Source organism: Kribbella sp. NPDC055110 (genome assembly GCF_053607525.1).
Genome location: NZ_JBSGTS010000009.1, coordinates 166,120 through 184,619 on the forward strand (window position 1 = coordinate 166,120; position 18,500 = coordinate 184,619).

Sequence of the window (18,500 nt, forward strand, 5' to 3'; positions counted from 1 at the left end):
TCGCTTCGCTCCCTCCGCTCCTCAGTCCAGAACGGGAGGCCCCGTGACGCGGATAGTCGGGGGAGCGGCTGGGGGGCGGCGGATCGGCGTACCGGCGGGGAGTGGGACGCGGCCGACCGCGGACCGGGTGCGGGAGGCGCTGTTCTCGTCGCTCGAGTCCGAGTTCGGCACCTTCCACGGGCTCGCGGTCCTCGACCTGTACGCCGGATCCGGCGCGATCGGGCTGGAGGCGCTGTCGCGGGGTGCCGCGAAGGTCGTGCTGGTCGAGTCGGACCGGAAGGCGGCCGAGGTGATCGCGGCCAACGTCAAGGTCGTGGGGCTGCCCGGAGCGATGCTGCTGACCCGGCCTGTCGAGAAGGTGACAGCGAGTGACGCTCCCGCGGTGTTCGATCTGGTGTTCGCGGATCCGCCGTACAAGCTGGAGACGGAGGAGCTGCAGGACGTGCTGACCGATCTGGTGGCGCACGGCTGGCTCGCCGACGACGCTGTGGTGGTCGTCGAACGCGGGAAACGGGAGCCCTGGGACTGGCCCGAGGGGTTCGCCGCGCTGCGAGACCGCAAGTACGGCGAGGCGCGCCTTTGGTACGGTCACCGCCATGGTTAGGGCCGTTTTCCCAGGGACCTTCGACCCGCCCACTGTCGGGCATCTCGACATCGTCACGCGGGCGGCTGCCGCCTTCGACGACCTGATCGTCGCGACCGGGGTGAACCAGTCGAAGAACCGGCTGTTCGGGCCGGAGGAGCGGATCGAGATGCTCACCGAACTGGTCGAGCCGTTCCCGAACGTCCGGATCGGAACCTTCGAGGGGCTGCTGGTCGACTACTGCCGGGCCGAGGGCGCCGGTGTGATCGTGAAGGGCCTGCGCTCGGCCGCCGACTACGACTACGAACTGCAGATGGCGCAGCTGAACCGGCGGATGACCGGTGTCGACACGGTGTTCCTGCCGACCGCCCCGGAAAACGCGTTCATCTCGTCCAGCTGGGTCAAGGAGATCGCCCGCCTGGGCGGCGACGTCAGCACGTTCGTGACCCCGTCCGTTCACGCACGGTTACTGAACAAGCTGTAGGTTCCCCCCGGATTGGGCGGAGCGCCGGGGAGTTGGTAGTGTAGATCACCGGTCTCGACGAGACCGAGTTCTTGCCTGCCCACGCCTGAGAGGGATGTTCTGAGCGTCTTGGACCCGCGGTCCCCACTCGTGATCGATACGCACGAGCTGAGCCGCCGCGCAGGGTCCCAACGCGAAGTCACCTTCTCGAGCCCGGCGCCGGCGGATCTCGGAATCGACGTGATCGGCGTCCCCGAAGGCGATCCGATCCAGTTCGATCTACGGCTGGAAGCGGTGGTCGAAGGGGTGCTCGTCACCGGAACGGCCCGCGGCCGTCTGGTCGGGGAGTGCGCGCGGTGCCTGGTTGATATCGAGGACGAGTTCCTCGCTGACATCCAGGAGCTGTACGTCTACCCGGAGAGCGAAGCCGAGCCGGACGAGGCCAGCCGGATGGAGGGCGATCTGATCGACCTCGAGCCGGTGCTGAGGGACCAGGTGGTGCTCGCACTGCCGTTCCAGCCACTGTGTACGGACGACTGCACGGGTCTGTGCCCCGACTGCGGGGTACGCCTGGCGGACGAGCCCGGCCACAAACACGAGGACGGGTCCGATCCACGCTGGGCCGCCCTCGGCGGACTGCTCACGCAGGACGAGCAGGACAACTGAAAACAGCTCCACCGCACCACCGCAGTACCGAAATCGTCAGACTGAGCCGGCCGGGTCCACCAGCCCCCGGCCGAACCGAGGAGTCATAACCGTGGCCGTTCCGAAGCGGAAGATGTCGCGCAGCAACACCCGGAGCCGCCGGGCGCAGTGGAAGACGACTGCCCCGTCGCTGGTCACCTGCGTGAACCCCGCCTGCCGCGCGAAGCACCTGCAGCACACCGTCTGCCCGAACTGCGGCCAGTACGGCGCCAAGGGTGAGCGCCGCCAGGTCGTCGAGAGCTAAACGGCAACCTTCACAGTGAACTCTGCCAACGAAACGGGGCTCTACGCCGAGCTGAACCAGCGGCTCGGCGTATCGCTGGCTGACGAACTGCTGGAGCACGCCTTCACCCACCGCTCGTACGCGTACGAGAACGGTGGGCTGCCGACCAACGAGCGGCTGGAGTTCCTCGGGGACTCCGTGCTCGGCGTCATCGTCACGGAGTCGTTGTTCCGGAACCACCCGGACCTGTCCGAGGGCCGACTGGCCAAGCTACGGGCCGCGGTGGTCAACATGCGTGCGCTCGCGGGTGTCGCCCGCGAGCTCAAGCTGGGCAAGTACCTGCGGCTCGGCCGCGGCGAAGAAGCCACCGGCGGCCGGGACAAGTCGTCGATCCTTGCCGACTGCGTCGAGGCGCTGATCGGCGCCGTCTACCTCGACCGCGGCTTCGAGGTCGCGGGCGGGGTCGTGCACCGGCTGTTCGACGACCTGATGGAGTCGTCGGCCCGGCTCGGCGCCGGCCTGGACTGGAAGACGTCGCTGCAGGAGCTGGTCGCCCAGCTCGGCGTCGGCGTCCCCGAGTACGTGATCGCGGAGTCCGGACCGGACCACGCGAAGACGTTCGAGGCGCGGGTCCGGATCGGTTCCGACACCTACGGGCACGGCATCGGCCGGAGCAAGAAGGAAGCCGAGCAGCAGGCCGCCGAGACCGCCTGGAAGGCCCTGCGCGCCGCGCATCCCGACAGCACGGACCCCTCGCAGCAGCCCTGAGTGCCGGAGCTCCCAGAGGTAGAAGTGGTCCGGCGGGGCCTGGTGGAGTTCCTCACCGGGCGGACCGTCGAGTCCGTCGAGGTGCTCCACCCCCGCCCGGTACGGCGTCACGCCGCCGGGCCGGAGGACTTCGTCTCGAGGCTCAAGGGGCAGGTTTTCGCGGAGCCGGCCCGGCGCGGCAAGTACCTGTGGCTGCCGCTGACGTCCGGTGACGCGGTTCTGACACACCTCGGAATGAGCGGCCAGTTCCGGGTCCAGCCGGTCGGCGCGCCCGACGAGCCGCATCTCCGCGTCCGGTTCCGGTTCGCCGACGGCGGCGGAGAGGTCCGTTTTGTGGACCAGCGGATGTTCGGTGGTCTGTCGTACTCCGAGGGCGGCGCCGAGCTGCCCGCCGAGATTGCCCACATCGCCAGGGACCCGTTCGATCCTCTGTTCGATCCGGACGAGGCGACGGCCAAGATCCGCCGCCGCCGGACCGGCCTCAAACGCGCACTGCTGGACCAGACCGCGATCAGCGGGATCGGCAACATCTACGCCGACGAGGCGTTGTGGCGAGCCAAGCTGCATTACGCCCGGGCGACAGAAACGCTGAAACCCTTACGAATAAAGGACATCCTCGAGCAGGCGCACGCCGTGATGGCCGAGGCGCTGACCGTTGGTGGCACCAGCTTCGACGCCCTGTACGTCAACGTGAACGGGGAATCGGGGTACTTCGAGCGCGGCCTGAACGTCTACGGGCAGGAGGGATCGCCGTGCCCGCGGGACGGCCGGCCGATCCGTCGCGAGCCGTTCATGAACCGTTCGTCGTACCGGTGCCCGAAATGTCAACCGGTCCCGCGCCTGGTCCGCTGGTGAACGAGGTATCGTTAATAAACGTGGCCCAGGTTGACCCGTCGCCCTCGCCGGTGTCACCCTGAAAGACGGCACACATTTTCGGCGCTCCCTGATGACCCCGATACGGAGCGCGACCGGCCAGAACCCTTCCGGAGGACAGCACAATGGCCAAGGCTCTTCTAGGGCATCTTGGAGGCACTGACCCGCGCATGCTCGAGCAGGTTCGTCTGCTCAACCGGCGCGTCGCAGATCTGGAGGCGCACGTGATGCGGCTCCAGGCGGAGAACGACCACCTGGTGGCCCAGATCCACGAGGGTCGGCTGCTCACCGTCGACGAGGCACTGCGCACTCCCGCTTCGGTCTGACGCACCAGCGATTCATTTTCGACCGTCCGCAGTAACACTGCAGAACGGCGGTGGCCCCCGTCCGGGCCTCCGCCGGTTGTAGGTTGACCGAGTATCGATTGTTGTGCACCCTTGATCCTTCGCCGGGCTCCCTCTGAACGGCCTGGCCTCCGCTGGATTCCGCGGATCTCTTTGTAGACTGCGAAGCGGAACACCTTCCCCCGGGTAGCGGCAGCGCGACTTTCAGCTACGGCGGTTCCTTCGGTACCGTCTGTCCTTTCACGGGTTGGAGAGCTTCGCCTTGTACCTGAAGAGCATGACGCTCCGGGGCTTCAAGTCGTTCGCGTCCGCGACGACGATGAACTTCGAACCAGGCATCACCTGCATCGTCGGGCCGAACGGCTCCGGCAAGTCCAACGTCGTCGACGCGCTGGCCTGGGTGATGGGTGAGCAGGGCGCCAAGTCGCTGCGCGGCGGCAAGATGGAGGACGTCATCTTCGCCGGCACCTCCGGCCGCGCCCCGCTGGGCCGCGCCGAGGTGGTGCTCACCATCGACAACACCGACGGCGCGCTGCCGATCGAGTACGCCGAGGTGACGATCAGCCGGACGATGTTCCGCAACGGCGGGTCCGACTACCAGATCAACGGCCAGAACTGCCGGCTGCTCGACGTCCAGGAGCTGCTCAGCGACTCCGGTATCGGCCGGGAGATGCACGTCATCGTCGGTCAGGGCCAGCTGGACTCGATCCTGCGCGCCACGCCAGAAGGCCGCCGCGGTTTCGTCGAGGAGGCCGCCGGCGTCCTGAAGCACCGCAAGCGCAAGGAAAAGGCGATCCGGAAGCTGGAGGCCACCGAGGGCAACCTGCACCGGCTCGGGGACCTGATCCAGGAGATCCGCCGTCAGTTGAAGCCGCTCGGGCGCCAGGCGGAGGTGGCGCGGCGAGCGGTGACGATCCAGGCGGAGGTCCGCGACGGCCGCGCCCGGCTGCTCGCCGACGACATCGTCCAGGCGCAGTCCGCGCTCGAGGCGGAGCTGCGGGACGAGGCCGCGCTCACGCAGCGGCGTACGGAGACCGAGGCGAAGCTGCACGAGGCCCGTGAGCTGGAGGCCGAGCTCGAGGAAGCGCTCCGCGAGGACGCGCCGGCGCTGCAGGCCGCCCAGGACACCTGGTACCAGCTGTCGGGCTTCGGGGAGAAGATCAAGGGTACGGCGCGGATCGCGGCGGACCGGATCCGGTCGCTGAACGACGAGGCAGACGAACCGCGCGCCGGTCGCGACCCCGAGGAACTCGAACTGGAAGCGGCCCGGGTCCGCGAGACCGAGGCGCAGATCGAGGCCGAGGTCGAGGCACATTCCGAGCTGCTCGCCGAGTCCGTCGAGCGCCGCCAGCAACTGGAGGCCCAGGAGGCGGAGGAGGAGCGCCGGATCTCGGCGCTGATCCGGGCCGCCGCGGACCGCCGCGAAGGGCTGGCCCGGCTGACCGGCCAGGTGAACGCGCTGAAGAGCCGCGCGGCCGCCGCCGAGTCCGAGATCGGCCGCCTCGCCAGCAACCGGCGCGAAGCCGAGGAACGCGCCGCGAAGGCGCAGCACGACTTCACGGCGCTGGAGACCCAGGTCGCCGGGCTGGACGCCGGCGAGAAGGGCCTCGACGACCAGTACGAGGCTGCCCAGGCGGTGCTCGACGAGCTGGACGAGCGGCTGGCGAAGCTGCGGGCCGAGGAGCGCGACGCCGAGCGTGAGCGCACTGGTCTGGCCGCGCGCAAGGAAGCACTTGAGCTCGGTCTGAACCGCAAGGACGGGGCCGGCGCGCTGCTGGCCGCGTCGGAGCAGATCAACGGGCTGATGGGCTCGGTCGCCGCGCTGCTGAGCGTGCGGCCCGGGTACGAGACCGCGATCGCCGCGGCGCTCGGCGAGGCTGCGGACGCGGTCGCGATCACGCACACCGACGCGGCGCTGCAAGCCGTCGGTCACCTCAAGGAGCACGACCTCGGCCGCGCGGGGATGCTTCTCGGCGACGCCCCGGCCGACGACTACGCCATGTGGCCGGCGCTGCCGTACGGAGCGTCGTACGCCGTGGATGTCGTGGACTGCCCGGAGACGCTGCGGCCCGCTCTGCGGCGGCTGCTGCGCAAGGTCGCGGTCGTTGACGACGTGGACGCGGCACGCTCGCTTCTGCGGAACCTGCCCGACGTCACGTGTACGACGCGCGTCGGCGACGTACTCGGTGCGCATTTCGCGTACGGCGGGTCGGACGCGGCACCCAGCCTGATCGAGGTGCAGTCCGCGGTCGACGAGGCGTCGGAGAAACTGACCGAGGCGACCGCGCGGAGCGAGCGGCTGCGGTTCGAGCTGCAGGGCATGGAGGACGAGCGGAGCCGCCAGAAGGAGTCCGTCGAGATCACGCTGGCCCGGCTGCACGAGTCGGACGCATCGATGGCGGCGGTGGCAGAGCAGCTCGGGCACTTCGGATCGCTGGCGAAGGCGTCCCGCGGCGAGGCCGAGCGGATGGCGGAGGCGATCGCGGCCGCCGAGGAGGAGCGCGACCGGAACCTGACCGGGCTGGCCGAGCTCGAAGAGCGGCTGATGGACGCCGAGGCGTTCGACGAGGACGGCGACGAGCCCGACACGTCGCAGCGCGACCGGCTGGCCGAGGAGGCCAAGGCAGGGCGTGCGGCTGAGATGGAGGCGCGGCTGGCGCTGCGGACCACCGAGGAGCGGGCCCGGGCGCTGTCCGGTCGCGCGGACTCGCTGGAGCGCGCGGCCCGGCAGGAACGCGAGGCGCGGGCCCGGTCGATCGCGCGGGCGGCACGCCGGGCGCGGCAGGCCGAGGCTGCGAACGCCGTACACCTGGCTGCTGGTCACGTGCTGGCGCGGCTGGAGTCGTCGCTGCAGCTGGCGGCTTCTGAGAGGTCGGCGATCCAGGCGCAGCGGGCGGACCGGGAGCAGGCGCTCGCCCAGGCACGCTCCGCGACGCGGAACCTCAGCTCCGAGCTGGAGCAGCTGACCAACACCGTGCACCGGGACGCGCTGGCCCGTGCCGAGCAGAAGATGCGCCTGGAGCAGCTGTATGAGAAGGCGCTCGGCGAGCTCGGTATCGAGGTGGACGCACTCGTCACGGAGTACGGACCGGACCAGCTGGTGCCGCCGCTGCCCACGACCGGTGACGACGACACCCTGGAGCTCGAGGGTGAGCCGTTCAACCGGACCAAGGTCGAGAAGCGGCTCAAGCAGGCCGAGCGTGCGCTGAACCAGCTCGGCAAGATCAACCCGCTCGCGCTCGAGGAGTTCGAGGCGATGGAGGAGCGGCACCGGTTCCTCTCCGAGCAGCTCGAGGACCTGCGGAAGTCCCGGCGTGACCTGATGGACATCGTCAAGGAGGTCGACGACCGGGTCGAGCAGGTCTTCACCGAGGCGTACCGGGACGTCGAGACCGCGTTCGAGCACGTCTTCAGCCGGCTGTTCCCGGGTGGTGAGGGACGGCTCGTGCTGACCGACCCCGACGACATGCTCGCCACCGGCATCGACGTCGAGGCGCGCCCGCCGGGCAAGAAGGTCAAGCGGCTGTCGCTGCTGTCCGGTGGTGAGCGTTCGCTGGTCGCGGTCGCGTTCCTGGTCGCGCTGTTCAAGGCCCGCCCGTCGCCGTTCTACATCCTCGACGAGGTCGAGGCCGCCCTGGACGACACCAACCTCGGCCGCCTGCTGGAGATCTACGAGGAACTCCGCGAGAACAGCCAGCTCCTGGTCATCACCCACCAGAAACGCACCATGGAGGTCGCCGACGCCCTGTACGGCGTCACGATGCGCGGCGACGGCGTCTCCGCCGTCATCTCCCAACGCATCCGCGAACCCGAACGGGTGTAGCCCGGTCTGGAGACACTCCCGGGGGGCCGTGAACAAGCTATTGCCTGTGCCGAGCCCCGATGGGTTGATCACAGACCCTCCGCCTGCTGCAGCGGCTCAGCCGGAACTGGGTCACGCGGTGATCGTCATTGACGTGAGTTGGTCGGTTTCGATGGCGAAGGTGAAGTGGGACGGGCCGTTGAAGCCGTCGCCGCCGACCTCGGTGCGGATGGTCAGCGGGTTGCCGGGGGTGCTGACCTGGGTGCCGGTGAAGGTGGCGCGTTTGCCGATCAGTTCGCTCTCGCTCCAGGAGCGGATCCGGTCGTGGCCGCGGAACTCGCGGCCCCAGTCGTTCACGTAGCCGTCCGCGGCGAACGCTGCCACGAACGCGTCGTTGTCCAGGGCGTCGATCGCGTCGAGCGCGCGCTGGACCGCTGCGGGAATCTCTTGGCTCATGCCGACGACGATATCGCTCCCGTTTGAACCGGTCGGTGGTTTCGCACGTGTGGCGGGTGACGTGCGGACCTGACCGGGGAGCGGTAATGGCTACGGCTACTGACCTGACTGGCCCGGTCGTGGTGTGGGCACCAGCCGATCCCGGTATCGTGCGGTCGGTGGGTGACAACCCAGGGCCGCACGACGCCGAGACCCTGATCCGTGCGCTGTACGCCGAACACGGCCGCAGCCTGCTCGCGTACGCGACCCGCCTCACCGGAGACCGAGCCGCGGCCGAGGACGTCGTACAGGAGACGTTGCTGCGGGCCTGGAAGCACGCGGACGACCTGACCAGCGGCAGAGGGTCGGTGCGGGGCTGGCTGTTGACGGTGGCGCGCAATCTGGTCACTGACCGGGCGCGTGCTCGTGCGGCGCGTCCGACCGAGGTGGCGGACGTGGTGGACAAGCCACCGGTCACGGGGGACCACTCCGAGTCCGTCGTGAACACCATGGTGGTGCTGGACGCACTGGACAAGGTGTCGCCCGAGCACCGCGAAGTACTCGTGCAGCTGTACTACCGCGGCCGGTCGGTCGCTGAGGCTGCCAAGGAGCTGGGTGTTCCACCCGGTACCGTGAAATCGCGTTCGTACTACGCCCTCCGAGCTCTGCGCGCGGTGATGGCAGGGAAAGCAGCGGAGGTGGCCCATGAGTGAGCACGACCGTACGCAATTGGGCGCCTACGCCCTCGGCGCTCTGGAGCCGGCCGAGGTAGCGGCTGTCGACGAGCACCTGGCGACCTGTGCGGACTGCCGCGAGGAGCTGGCTGAGCTGACCGAGATGAAAGACTTCCTGGGAGAGGTGCCGCCGGAGGCGTTCCTGGAGGGACCACCCGAGGGTGGCGACCTGTTGCTGCAGCGCACACTGCGGGAGATCCGGGAGCCCCAGGAAACCCCCAAGCGCCGGTCCCGTTGGCTTTTGATCGCCGCCGCGGTTGTCGTGGTGGCTGGTGCGCTCGGCGGGGGCGTCGTACTCGGCCGGTCTACTGCACCGGGTCCCGATCAGCCTGTCGCCGGCTCCAAGCAGGTCACGACGTCCGACACGACCACTGGCGTCACCATGGCCGCCACGGTGGAGCCACGGGCGGGATGGAGCTGGGTGGAGGTACAGCTGAGCGGTCTGAAGGCCGGTGACCAGTGCGAGATGGTCGTTACCGACAAGTCCGGCGGGAGCTGGACAGCAGGCAGTTGGGTGGTGTCGGAGAAGGCTGCCAAGAGCCGAAGCGCGTTCGGCGGCGGCGTACTGATTCCGCTCGACCAGGTGCGCTCGGTGGAGATCAGAACCGTCGAGGGAAAGCACGTAGTAACAGCCACGATCTAACACAGTTGCGGGACACGAGAGGATGGAGCTGTGGCTACTACCTCCGAGGACCTGCGAGAGCGCCGGAAGAACGCGGCAGACAACTGTGAGCGCTGGCTGACCCAGCGGCGAGTGCCGGCCGCGGACCGGCTGCGGCAGCTCGCGGAGGTCGCCACCGACGACCTGGTCGATGTCTACGGCAACGGTGGTGAGGTAGCCGCGCTGGAGCAGGAGGTTGCCGAGCTGCTGGGCAAGCCGGCCGCGGTGTTCCTGCCGACCGGCATCCTGGCCCAGCAGGGTGTACTGCGGGTGTACGCCGACCGCGCGGGCACCAGCCGGGTAGCAGTCCACGGGCTCGCGCACCTGCTGGTGCACGAACTGAACGCGCTGGAAGAGGTACACCAGCTGCGCATCGAGCGGCTGACGTCAGAACCGCGTCAGCCGCGACCGGACGAGTTGGCGGCGATCCCGGGCAACCTGGCCGCAGTGACGTTGGAGCTGCCGCTGCGGGACGCGGGGTTCGTGCTGCCGACCTGGGACGAGCTGGTCGTGTTCTCCGAGTCCTGTGCGGAGCGAGGCGTACCGCTGCATCTCGACGGCGCGCGGCTCTGGGAGAGCACGCCGTACCTGGGGCACAGCCTGGCTGAGATCGCGGCGCTGGCGTCGACGGTGTACGTGTCGTTCTACAAGGTGCTGGGCGGCATCAGCGGTGCAGCGCTCGCCGGGCCCGAGGACGTGATCGCAGAGGTACGGCGGTGGCAGCGCCGGCTCGGCGGCAACCTGTACTCGCTCTTCCCGTACGCCGTGTCCGCGCGCAACGGACTCCGCACCGTACTGCCGCTGATGGACGACCTGCACCAGCGGGCCGTCGAGGTCGCAATGACCTTGCAGAGCGAAGGATTCCGCGTCTTCCCGGAGCCGCCGCACACCAACTCGTTCCGGGTCTACGCGCCGCGCGCCGCGGACTCGATCGAGCAGACCGCCGTCGAGCGGATGGAGCGGACGCACGAGGCGCTGTGCGGTCCGTGGCAGCCGGCCGACGTACCTGGGTGGTCGTGGGTCGAGCTGGTGATGACGCCGACGTCGCTGGAATGGCAGGTCGACGAGATCGGCAAGGCGTTCGGGGAACTTCTGGCACGCTGAGTACGTCAGGAACTGTGTTGGGGTTGGGGATCCGGGGAGAGAAGTGCTGATATTCGTCGTCACCATGGTGGTTCTGCTGGTTCTGTCGGGGCTGGTGCTCCTGGCGGTAGCTCGGGGCGAAGGGAAGCATTTCGGGTAGCCTCGCTGGATGAGGCGGCTGATCTTCCAGGAGTACGTGACGCTCGACGGGTACGCCGCGGGGCCGGACGGCGGACTGGAGTTCTTCGACGCGATCAGCGCGCATCCGGACAACGACAACCTCGCACTGCTCGAGAGTGTCGACACGATGCTGCTGGGTGCCGAGACGTACCGGCTGTTCGCGCAGTTCTGGCCGACCGAGGCGTCGGCCGACGAGCCGATCGCCGAGAAGCTCAACGCGCTGCGGCTGGTCGTGGTGTCGACGACGCTGGACCGTGCGCCCTGGGGTGCGTACGAGCCTGGTCTGGTGATCCGGGACCTGGACGCGGTGCGTGAGCTCAAGATGGAGCAGACCGGCAAGGACATCATCCTGTGGGGCAGCATCACGCTGTTCCAGTCGCTGCTGCTGGCCGGGCTGATCGACGAGGTGCAGCTGCGGATCTGCCCGATCCTGCTGGGTGCGGGGAAGAGCGCGTTCCCGTCCGGCGATTCGCCAGTGGGCCTGGAGCTGATCGAGGCGCGTCCGTGGGGTGTAGGCGGCGTACTCGTGCGCTACCGGCCGATCAGCTGACTGCGTCGACGATCGCCTTCACGATCGGTGCGGCGATGGTGATCGTCGGCAGGACCAGGAGAGCGGCTGCTGCGGCGTACGTGACCGCGGAGAGCCTGGACTCGTTGGCAGCCGGGCCAGCGAGGCGTTGCACTCTCAGCACCGTGGCGGACTTGGCTGCGGCCAGGGCGGCCTCTGGTGCAGGTGCACCGGCGAGCGCGACCAGCGCACGCGCCAGTGGACGTGGACCGTTGCGGCGGCGGGCGTCGTCGTCGGCGAGCAGCTCGACCAGTGTGCGTGCCTGCTCCAGTGCAACGTCACTGCGTACCCAGCGTGGGAAGGCGTGGTGCAGCGCGGTGAACTCCTCCAGCACCAGGTCGTGCCGAGCCCGCAGGTGCGCCTGCTCGTGTGCGAGGACAGCCTTCAGCTCACTGTCGTCGAGCCGGTCCAACGCGCCGACGGAGACGACAACCCGCGCGCCACGCAGTGCCGGCAAGCAGTAGGCCAGCGGAGTCTCCTCGGCCAGCACCCGCAGTCCTGGGATCAGCCCGTCCGGTGTGGCCAGTACGTCGACCAGATCGCGGTGCCGCTTGCGCCGTGCCCGCGTACCGACCGCTACGCGTCCTACCGCCCACAGCAGTCGCACTACGACCAGAGCGACCATGGCGAGGATCGCCGCCGCCACCAGGTCCCGTGCCGACGACGGATCGAACCGTGGCTCACCTGGCCGTCCAGCAATCGAGTACGACAACGCGATACCAGCACCTAGCGCAGCCAGTACGGCGGCCAGTGCGATCGCCTGCCACAGGATGACTGCGGCGCGGGGGACCCGGTAGGGCCAGGCGGAACGAGCCAGCAGAGCCGGTGCCGGGCCGGTCAGCACCAGCGCCAGTACGGCTAGCAGGACCGCGGTGGTCACCCCGTCTGCTCCTGGTCGTCCAGCTGGGACAGCGCCTCGCGGAGCAGTGCCGCTTCCTCGTCGGACACCTGCCCGACGAAACGGACCAGTGCCTCGCGCCGGTCGCCCGCACGGTCGAGTGCGTCCCGCATCAGATCGGCGGCCAGTTCCTCGCGTGGTGCAGCGGCGCGGTAGCGCCAGGCCTTGCCGTCGCGCTCGCGCTCCGTCAGGTTCTTCTTCGCCAGCCGGTCCAGAACGGTCATCACGGTGGTGTACGCCAGCTCTCGGGTGCCGGCGAGCTGCTCGTGCACCTCACGCACGGTCAGCGCGGCCGACGCCGCCCAGAGCTGCTCCATCACCAGGCGTTCCAGGTCACCCAGGGGCCTTGGTGCCTTGTCCTCACTCGCCACGTGACGAGTATAACTACACGTCGTAGTAGATCCACGCTAGCATCTACTACGACACGTCGTAGATGGGCTGGGGAGGCCTCCCGATGGACACCCTCGATCTGGCGCGCTGGCAGTTCGCGATCACCACCGTGTACCACTTCTTCTTCGTGCCGGTGACGATCTCGCTGGTCGCGATCACCGCCGGCCTGCAGACCGCCTGGTACCGGACCGGGAAGGAGAAGTACCTGCGGCTGACGAAGTTCTACGGGAAGCTGTTCCTGATCAACATCGCGATGGGCGTCGTCACCGGCCTCGTGCAGGAGTTCCAGTTCGGGATGAACTGGAGCGACTACTCGCGGTTCGTCGGCGACGTGTTCGGCGCCCCGCTGGCGCTCGAGGGCCTGCTCGCGTTCTTCCTCGAGTCGACGTTCATCGGCCTGTGGATCTTCGGCTGGGAGCGGTTGCCTCGCCTCGTGCACCTGGGGTGCATCTGGATGGTGGTGCTCGGCACGCAACTGTCGGCGTACTTCATCCTCGCGGCCAACTCGTGGATGCAGAACCCGGTCGGCTTCCGCTACAACGCGGCTCGTGGTCGTGCGGAGCTGACGGATCTGTGGGCGGTGCTGACCAACAAGGTCGTGCTCGTCACCTTTCCGCACACGATCTTCGCCGCGTTCATGGTCGGCGGCGCGTTCGTGGCCGGTGTCGCGTTGTGGCATCTGGTACGGCGTCCCACGGTCGACAAGGACGTGTTCCGCTCGGCGTTGAAGATCGGCGCATCCGTCGTACTGGTGGCCAGCGTCGGCGTCGCGATCAGCGGCGACCTGCAGGGCAAGGTGATGACCGAGGTGCAGCCGATGAAGATGGCCGCGGCCGAGGCCCTGTACGAGACCGAGCAGCCGGCGTCGTTCTCGGTGTTCACCGTCGGGACGCTGGACGGTTCGAAGGAGATCTTCTCGATCAAGCTGCCGTACCTGCTGTCCTTCCTCGCCACCGGGCACTTCGACGGTGAGGTGAAGGGGATCAACTCGCTGCAGGACGCGTACGAGCAGTTGTACGGACCGGGGTCGTACAAACCGAACATCCCCCTGACCTATTGGACCTTCCGGTTGATGATCGGCGTCGGGATGGCGTCCGCCGCGATCGCGCTGTGGCTGTTGTGGACTACGCGCCGCGGCCGGGCTCCTACGCGCTGGCTGATCTGGCTGGCGGCCCCGTTGCCGCTGCTGCCGCTGATGGCCAACACGTTCGGCTGGATCTTCACCGAGACGGGTCGGCAGCCATGGCTGGTTTTCGGTTTGTTGCCGACGGCATCGGGTGTCTCACCCGGTACGACAAGCGGCGAGGTGATCACGTCCCTGGTCGGGTTCACCGCCTTGTACGGCGTACTCGCGGTGGTCGAGACCAAGCTGCTGCTGAGGACGATCCGGGGCGGTCTGGCCGGGACGGATGCGCCACCGGACACGGCTCCGGATCAACCCGACAAACCGCTGTCGTTCGCGTACTGAGGGGCCTCTGATGGAACTCACGACTGTATGGTTCGTCGCGATCGCGACGCTGTGGACCGGGTACTTCGTGCTCGAAGGCTTCGACTTCGGAGTCGGGATGCTGTACCGCGTGCTGGGCCACAACGAGCCCGAACGGCGGGCCGCGATCAGCACGATCGGCCCGGTCTGGGACGGTAACGAGGTCTGGCTGATCATGGCCGGCGCGGCCACGTTCGCGGCGTTCCCGGAGTGGTACGCGACGCTGTTCAGCGGGTTCTACCTGCCGTTGTTCGCGATCCTGGTGGGGCTGATCGTGCGCGGCGTCGCGCTCGAGTACCGCGGCAAGCGGGACGATCCGGTGTGGCGTGCGCGGATGGACGTGATGATCGTCGTCGGCTCGGTGCTGCCGGCACTGCTCTGGGGCGTTGCCTTCGGCAACATCGTGCGCGGCGTGCCGCTGGACGCCGACTACGAGTACGTCGGCAGCTTCGGGACGCTGCTCAATCCGTTCGCGTTGCTCGGCGGCCTGACCTTCGTCGCGGTGTTCGTCACCCACGGCGCCATCTTCCTCGCGTTGCGGACCACCGGCGACCTGCGCGTTCGCGCCAACCGGCTCGCCACCCGCACCGGTGCGGTCGCCGCCGTACTGACGATCGCCTTCCTCGCTTGGGCGCAGGCGTTGCGCGGCGACACCGTCTCGGTCGTCGTGACGATCGCCGCGGTCGTCGCGTTCGCCGGCGGCCTGGTCGCGAACGTCCTGCGCCGCGAGGGCTGGGCCTTCGTCGGTACGACGCTCGCGATCGGACTGGCCGTGGTGTCGCTGTTCGTCGCACTGTTCCCGGACGTGATGCCGTCCACGCTGGACCCGGGGTCGACGCTGACGGTGGTCGCGGCGGCGTCCTCGCCGTACACGTTGAAGGCGATGACGATCATCACGGCGATCTTCTTCCCGCTGGTGCTGGTCTACCAGGGCTGGACGTACTGGGTGTTCCGCAAGCGAGTCACCGTTGAGCCGGTGGCGGCGTCGTGAAGCCGCTCGACCCACGGCTGCTGAAGCGCGCCCGTGGCGCCAGGGTCTTCCGGGCGGCGTCAGTACTGATCGGCGTCGCCAGTGGGGTGCTGATCATCGTGCAGGCGGTGCTGCTTGCACACGGCATCACTGGTGTCGTACTGCGGGGCAGTGGGGTGACTGCTGTCGCCTGGGGTCTGGTCGCTGTTGTCGTGGGCCGGGCGTTGCTGATGTGGGCGCAGGAGGTGGTCGCACAGCGCGCAGCAGCCGCAGTGAAGTCCACGCTGCGGCGGCAGGTGCTGGAGCACTCGCTGAAGCTCGGACCGGTCTGGCTGAGCGGTGAACGCAGCAGTGCGCTGACAACCCTGCTGACAAAGGGCCTGGACGATCTGGACCCGTACTTCGCCCGCTACCTGCCACAGCTGGTGCTGGCCGCCACTGTGCCGGCCGGCGTGATCGGCTGGATGGCAACGGGTGACCTGATCGCTGCAGGCACAGTGCTCATCACACTGCCGCTGATCCCGATCTTCATGGCACTGATCGGCTGGGTGACCCAGGCCCGCAGCCGGCAGCGTCAGCACGCTCTGGCCGTGCTGGCGCATCACTTCGCGGATGTGGTCGGCGGACTGACCACACTGAAGCTGTTCGGCCGCGCGAAGTCGCAGGAGTCCGCCGTACGACGGGTTACCGACCAGCACCGCGCTGCGTCGATGGGGAGCCTGCGGCTGGCGTTCCTGTCGTCGTTCGCGTTGGAGCTGTTGGCGAGCCTGTCAGTCGCACTGGTTGCGGTTGGCGTCGGTCTGCGGCTGGTGGACGGGAAACTCGGGCTCGAGACCGCGTTGATGGTGCTGATCCTGGCACCGGAGGCCTACCTGCCGTTGCGACAGGTCGGCATGCAGTTCCACGCGAGCGCGGACGGGGTCGCGGCGAGCGAAGAGGTGTTCCGCGTGCTGGAGACACCACTGCCCGTACGTGGCGAGCGCACCGACGTACCCGATCTTCGGGTGAGTCCGCTGTACCTGTACGACGTGACGGTGACCTACCCGGGGCGGGACGTGCCGGCGCTGGAAGGGTTCGATCTGGAGCTGCGGCCGGGTGAGGTGGTGGCACTGACCGGGCCCAGTGGTGCTGGGAAGTCGACGGCGTTGGCGGTACTGCTCGGGTTCGTCGAGCCGGAGCGCGGTGTCGTCGTCGCTGCGGGCAGTGCAGCGGACGAGTTCGATCCGGTGGCATGGCGGCGGCAGTTCGCGTGGGTGCCGCAGCGTCCAGGCCTGCGGCTGGGGACTGTGGCGGACAACGTGCGGCTGGGTCGACCGGATGCGTCGGACGACGAGGTCCGTTTGGCGCTCCTGGCTGCGGGTGCTGCCGATCTGCCTCTCGACAAGCAGGTAGGAGAGCAGGGGCAGCAACTCTCGGGCGGTCAGCAACGCCGGGTCGCGCTCGCTCGCGCGCTCCTCACCGACGCCCCGGTGCTGCTGCTCGACGAGCCAACAGCCGGCCTCGACGCCGACACAGAAGCCGCGGTCATCACCGGTCTGCGCGCCAGCGGCCGCACAGTCCTGATGGTCGCCCACCGCCCAGCCCTGATCGCTGCCGCCGACCGCACGGTCACCGTAGGCGCCCGAGAGTTGGTGACCGTATGAAGTCGGATCTCCATCTGACCCGCCCCCCGGCGCCTCTCCACCCCCTCACCCGCCCGCCTCTCCACCCCTTCGCCCGTCGGCCTCTCCACTCCCTCGCCCGCCCGCAGGGCAGTGCGTTGTGGCGGCTGCTGCTGGCGCTGGCACTTGGTGTTGCAGCGGCCGGATCAGCTGTCGCCCTGCTCGCCACCTCAGCCTGGCTGATCACAGCAGCCTCAGCACAACCACCAGTCCTGTTGCTGATGGTCCCGATCGTCGCCGTGCGCGCCTTCGGTGTGGGGCGAGGCGTCTTCCGGTACGTCGAACGGCTCGTCGGACACGATGCGGCGTACCGGGTACTCGGGGAGACCCGCGCTCGCATCACCGGGCGGCTGGAGAAGCTCGCACCACTCAGCTTGCGGCAGGGCGATCTGCTCGCCCGGCTCGTGCTGGATGTGGATGCAGTCCTCGACCTCTGGCTGCGGGTCCTCCTACCCGTTGCTGTCGCAGCCGTCACAGCAGCCGCCACGGTGGGCCTCCTCGCGCTCCTGCTCCCAGCCGCCGGTGCCGCCGTCGCGCTGGTGGTCCTGGTCGCGTGCACAGTCGTACCGTGGCTGACCGCCCGGACCGCCGAGCGAGCCGAGCGCCTCCTCGCTGGCGCCCGTGGCGACATCGCAGCCACCACGACCGAGTCGCTGCTCACCGCAGCCGACGTGGTCGCCTACAACGCGATCGACGCGGTGCTGGACGACTTCAGCCGCCGCGACGCCCGCCTGGCCGCGGCCGAACGCCGGTCCGCCTGGAGCGCCGGTCTCGGCAGCGCCCTGCTCGTCCTGTGCGTTGGCTGCGCCAGCGTGGCCGCCCTGGTCCTCGGCAGTACGGCGAACATCACAGGTGCCGTCTTCGCAGTACTGGTCCTCACCCCGCTCGCCCTGGCCGACGTACTCGGCGGAATCCCGGCCGCCGCTCAACTGGCCATCCGGGTACGGGCGTCCCTCGACAGAGTGCAGGAACTCGTAGACACCCCTGCACCGGTCACCGAGCCGACGAGGCCGCTGCCGCTCCCGACGGGACGCGACCTGCAGGTGAACCTGCTGCGAGCCGGGTACGACGGCGCCGACGTACTCGATGGACTCAGCCTGGACCTGCCGGCCGGGAGCCGTGTTGTGATGACCGGACCGAGTGGCTCCGGCAAGAGCACGCTGGCCTCGGTCCTGCTCCGGTTCCTCGAGCCACGCGGGGGAGAGGTGCTGCTGGACGGTGTCGACCTGGCCAAGCTGGAAGGCGACCAGGTGCGGTCCGTTGTTGGGCTCCTGACCCAGGAGAGCCATGTGTTCGACACGAGCATCCGAGAGAACCTGCTGCTCGCGAAGCCGGGTGTGAGCGACCTGCAGCTGTGGAAGGCGCTCTACCGGGCGCGACTCGGGCTGCTCGTCGAGAAGCTTCCGGACGGCCTCGACACCATGGTCGGGGAACACGGTGCGCGGCTGTCGGGCGGTGAGCGCCAGCGGCTCGCCTTCGCACGGCTGCTGCTGGCCGATCGCGACGTACTGGTGCTCGACGAGCCGACCGAGCACCTGGACGAGGAGACCGGCCGGGGGCTGCTCGCCGACCTGTTCGCGGCGGCGGGCGACCGGACCGTGGTGCTGCTCACTCATCGCCCGGAGTTGGTGCCTCCTCACGTACCGCGACAACTGGTTTCCCTGACGTGACAG

At 68.8% G+C, this 18,500-nt stretch carries 19 protein-coding genes; 16 read left to right on the forward strand and 3 right to left on the reverse strand.

Annotated features, from left to right (window positions below):
* Positions 1 to 43 precede the first annotated feature (43 nt).
* From rsmD to smc, 8 genes are all read left to right on the forward strand, one after another.
* Positions 44 to 604: a 16S rRNA (guanine(966)-N(2))-methyltransferase RsmD gene (gene rsmD, locus ACWF0M_RS16810; protein ID WP_452236571.1), complete on the forward strand. Its 561-nt coding sequence runs from the start codon at positions 44 to 46 to the stop codon at positions 602 to 604.
* Positions 597 to 1,067: a pantetheine-phosphate adenylyltransferase gene (gene coaD, locus ACWF0M_RS16815; protein WP_452236572.1), complete on the forward strand. Its 471-nt coding sequence runs from the start codon at positions 597 to 599 to the stop codon at positions 1,065 to 1,067. Before rsmD ends, coaD begins: the two co-directional genes overlap by 8 nt.
* 129 nt (positions 1,068 to 1,196) lie before the next feature.
* The gene (locus ACWF0M_RS16820; protein ID WP_452236573.1) at positions 1,197 to 1,712 is read left to right on the forward strand and encodes a YceD family protein; all 516 of its coding nucleotides are present in this window, start codon (positions 1,197 to 1,199) and stop codon (positions 1,710 to 1,712) included.
* A 91-nt stretch (positions 1,713 to 1,803) separates the two neighbouring features.
* Positions 1,804 to 1,995, forward strand: a complete 192-nt coding sequence (gene rpmF, locus ACWF0M_RS16825) for a 50S ribosomal protein L32 (protein ID WP_130387616.1) — start codon at positions 1,804 to 1,806, stop codon at positions 1,993 to 1,995.
* Between the two features lie 15 nt (positions 1,996 to 2,010).
* Entirely contained in the window at positions 2,011 to 2,742 is a 732-nt protein-coding gene (gene rnc / locus ACWF0M_RS16830; RefSeq protein WP_131291812.1) for a ribonuclease III, read from the forward strand.
* Positions 2,743 to 3,597, forward strand: coding sequence for a bifunctional DNA-formamidopyrimidine glycosylase/DNA-(apurinic or apyrimidinic site) lyase (mutM, locus tag ACWF0M_RS16835; RefSeq protein ID WP_452236574.1), 855 nt, complete (start codon positions 2,743 to 2,745; stop codon positions 3,595 to 3,597).
* A gap of 188 nt (positions 3,598 to 3,785) precedes the next feature.
* Positions 3,786 to 3,941 carry a hypothetical protein gene (locus ACWF0M_RS16840; protein ID WP_238151152.1) on the forward strand — a complete coding sequence of 52 codons (156 nt, stop codon included), beginning with the start codon at positions 3,786 to 3,788 and terminating at the stop codon, positions 3,939 to 3,941.
* Positions 3,942 to 4,221: 280 nt separating this feature from the next.
* A complete protein-coding gene (gene smc, locus ACWF0M_RS16845; protein WP_452236702.1) occupies positions 4,222 to 7,782 on the forward strand; it encodes a chromosome segregation protein SMC in 3,561 nt (1,186 codons plus the stop codon).
* 111 nt (positions 7,783 to 7,893) lie between these two features.
* Here the strand turns inward: smc and ACWF0M_RS16850 are convergent, their stop codons facing one another.
* Positions 7,894 to 8,217, reverse strand: a complete 324-nt coding sequence (locus ACWF0M_RS16850; protein ID WP_452236575.1) for a nuclear transport factor 2 family protein — start codon at positions 8,215 to 8,217, stop codon at positions 7,894 to 7,896.
* 158 nt (positions 8,218 to 8,375) lie between these two features.
* Here ACWF0M_RS16850 and ACWF0M_RS16855 point away from each other — a divergent pair, with 158 nt between their 5' ends.
* The 4 genes from ACWF0M_RS16855 (at position 8,376) to ACWF0M_RS16870 (ending at position 11,404) form a co-directional block, all read left to right on the forward strand.
* A complete protein-coding gene (locus ACWF0M_RS16855) occupies positions 8,376 to 8,909 on the forward strand; it encodes a sigma-70 family RNA polymerase sigma factor (RefSeq protein ID WP_452236576.1) in 534 nt (177 codons plus the stop codon).
* Positions 8,902 to 9,573, forward strand: coding sequence for an anti-sigma factor family protein (locus ACWF0M_RS16860; RefSeq protein WP_452236577.1), 672 nt, complete (start codon positions 8,902 to 8,904; stop codon positions 9,571 to 9,573). The genes ACWF0M_RS16855 and ACWF0M_RS16860 overlap by 8 nt, the downstream gene beginning before the upstream one ends.
* A gap of 30 nt (positions 9,574 to 9,603) precedes the next feature.
* On the forward strand, positions 9,604 to 10,695 hold the full coding sequence (locus ACWF0M_RS16865; RefSeq protein WP_452236578.1) for a threonine aldolase family protein: 1,092 nt from the start codon (positions 9,604 to 9,606) through the stop codon (positions 10,693 to 10,695).
* 148 nt (positions 10,696 to 10,843) lie between these two features.
* Positions 10,844 to 11,404, forward strand: a complete 561-nt coding sequence (locus tag ACWF0M_RS16870; protein ID WP_452236579.1) for a dihydrofolate reductase family protein — start codon at positions 10,844 to 10,846, stop codon at positions 11,402 to 11,404.
* On the opposite strand, the gene ACWF0M_RS16875 is transcribed toward ACWF0M_RS16870, so the two are convergent.
* The gene (locus tag ACWF0M_RS16875) at positions 11,397 to 12,302 is read right to left on the reverse strand and encodes a M56 family metallopeptidase (protein WP_452236580.1); all 906 of its coding nucleotides are present in this window, start codon (positions 12,300 to 12,302) and stop codon (positions 11,397 to 11,399) included. The genes ACWF0M_RS16870 and ACWF0M_RS16875 overlap by 8 nt on opposite strands.
* Positions 12,299 to 12,691, reverse strand: a complete 393-nt coding sequence (locus ACWF0M_RS16880; protein WP_452236581.1) for a BlaI/MecI/CopY family transcriptional regulator — start codon at positions 12,689 to 12,691, stop codon at positions 12,299 to 12,301. Before ACWF0M_RS16880 ends, ACWF0M_RS16875 begins: the two co-directional genes overlap by 4 nt.
* A gap of 83 nt (positions 12,692 to 12,774) precedes the next feature.
* Here ACWF0M_RS16880 and ACWF0M_RS16885 point away from each other — a divergent pair, with 83 nt between their 5' ends.
* The 4 genes from ACWF0M_RS16885 to cydC are packed head-to-tail and all read left to right on the forward strand — an operon-like array spanning position 12,775 to position 18,497.
* Positions 12,775 to 14,178, forward strand: coding sequence for a cytochrome ubiquinol oxidase subunit I (locus ACWF0M_RS16885; protein ID WP_452236582.1), 1,404 nt, complete (start codon positions 12,775 to 12,777; stop codon positions 14,176 to 14,178).
* Positions 14,179 to 14,188: 10 nt separating this feature from the next.
* The gene (gene cydB, locus ACWF0M_RS16890; protein ID WP_452236583.1) at positions 14,189 to 15,187 is read left to right on the forward strand and encodes a cytochrome d ubiquinol oxidase subunit II; all 999 of its coding nucleotides are present in this window, start codon (positions 14,189 to 14,191) and stop codon (positions 15,185 to 15,187) included.
* On the forward strand, positions 15,184 to 16,809 hold the full coding sequence (cydD, locus tag ACWF0M_RS16895; RefSeq protein ID WP_452236584.1) for a thiol reductant ABC exporter subunit CydD: 1,626 nt from the start codon (positions 15,184 to 15,186) through the stop codon (positions 16,807 to 16,809). The genes cydB and cydD overlap by 4 nt, the downstream gene beginning before the upstream one ends.
* A complete protein-coding gene (gene cydC / locus ACWF0M_RS16900; RefSeq protein WP_452236585.1) occupies positions 16,806 to 18,497 on the forward strand; it encodes a thiol reductant ABC exporter subunit CydC in 1,692 nt (563 codons plus the stop codon). The genes cydD and cydC overlap by 4 nt, the downstream gene beginning before the upstream one ends.
* Positions 18,498 to 18,500 lie beyond the last annotated feature (3 nt).

Excerpts from the sequence above, each read along its gene's own strand:
- coaD (WP_452236572.1), top strand. The coding sequence starts at position 597 with ATGGTTAGGGCCGTTTTCCCAGGGACCTTCGACCCGCCCACTGTCGGG.
- ACWF0M_RS16840 (WP_238151152.1), top strand. The coding sequence starts at position 3,786 with ATGCTCGAGCAGGTTCGTCTGCTCAACCGGCGCGTCGCAGATCTGGAG.
- ACWF0M_RS16850 (WP_452236575.1), bottom strand. The coding sequence starts at position 8,217 with ATGAGCCAAGAGATTCCCGCAGCGGTCCAGCGCGCGCTCGACGCGATC.
- ACWF0M_RS16860 (WP_452236577.1), top strand. The coding sequence starts at position 8,902 with ATGAGTGAGCACGACCGTACGCAATTGGGCGCCTACGCCCTCGGCGCT.
- ACWF0M_RS16870 (WP_452236579.1), top strand. The coding sequence starts at position 10,844 with ATGAGGCGGCTGATCTTCCAGGAGTACGTGACGCTCGACGGGTACGCC.
- ACWF0M_RS16885 (WP_452236582.1), top strand. The coding sequence starts at position 12,775 with ATGGACACCCTCGATCTGGCGCGCTGGCAGTTCGCGATCACCACCGTG.
- cydB (WP_452236583.1), top strand. The coding sequence starts at position 14,189 with ATGGAACTCACGACTGTATGGTTCGTCGCGATCGCGACGCTGTGGACC.
- cydC (WP_452236585.1), top strand. The coding sequence starts at position 16,806 with ATGAAGTCGGATCTCCATCTGACCCGCCCCCCGGCGCCTCTCCACCCC.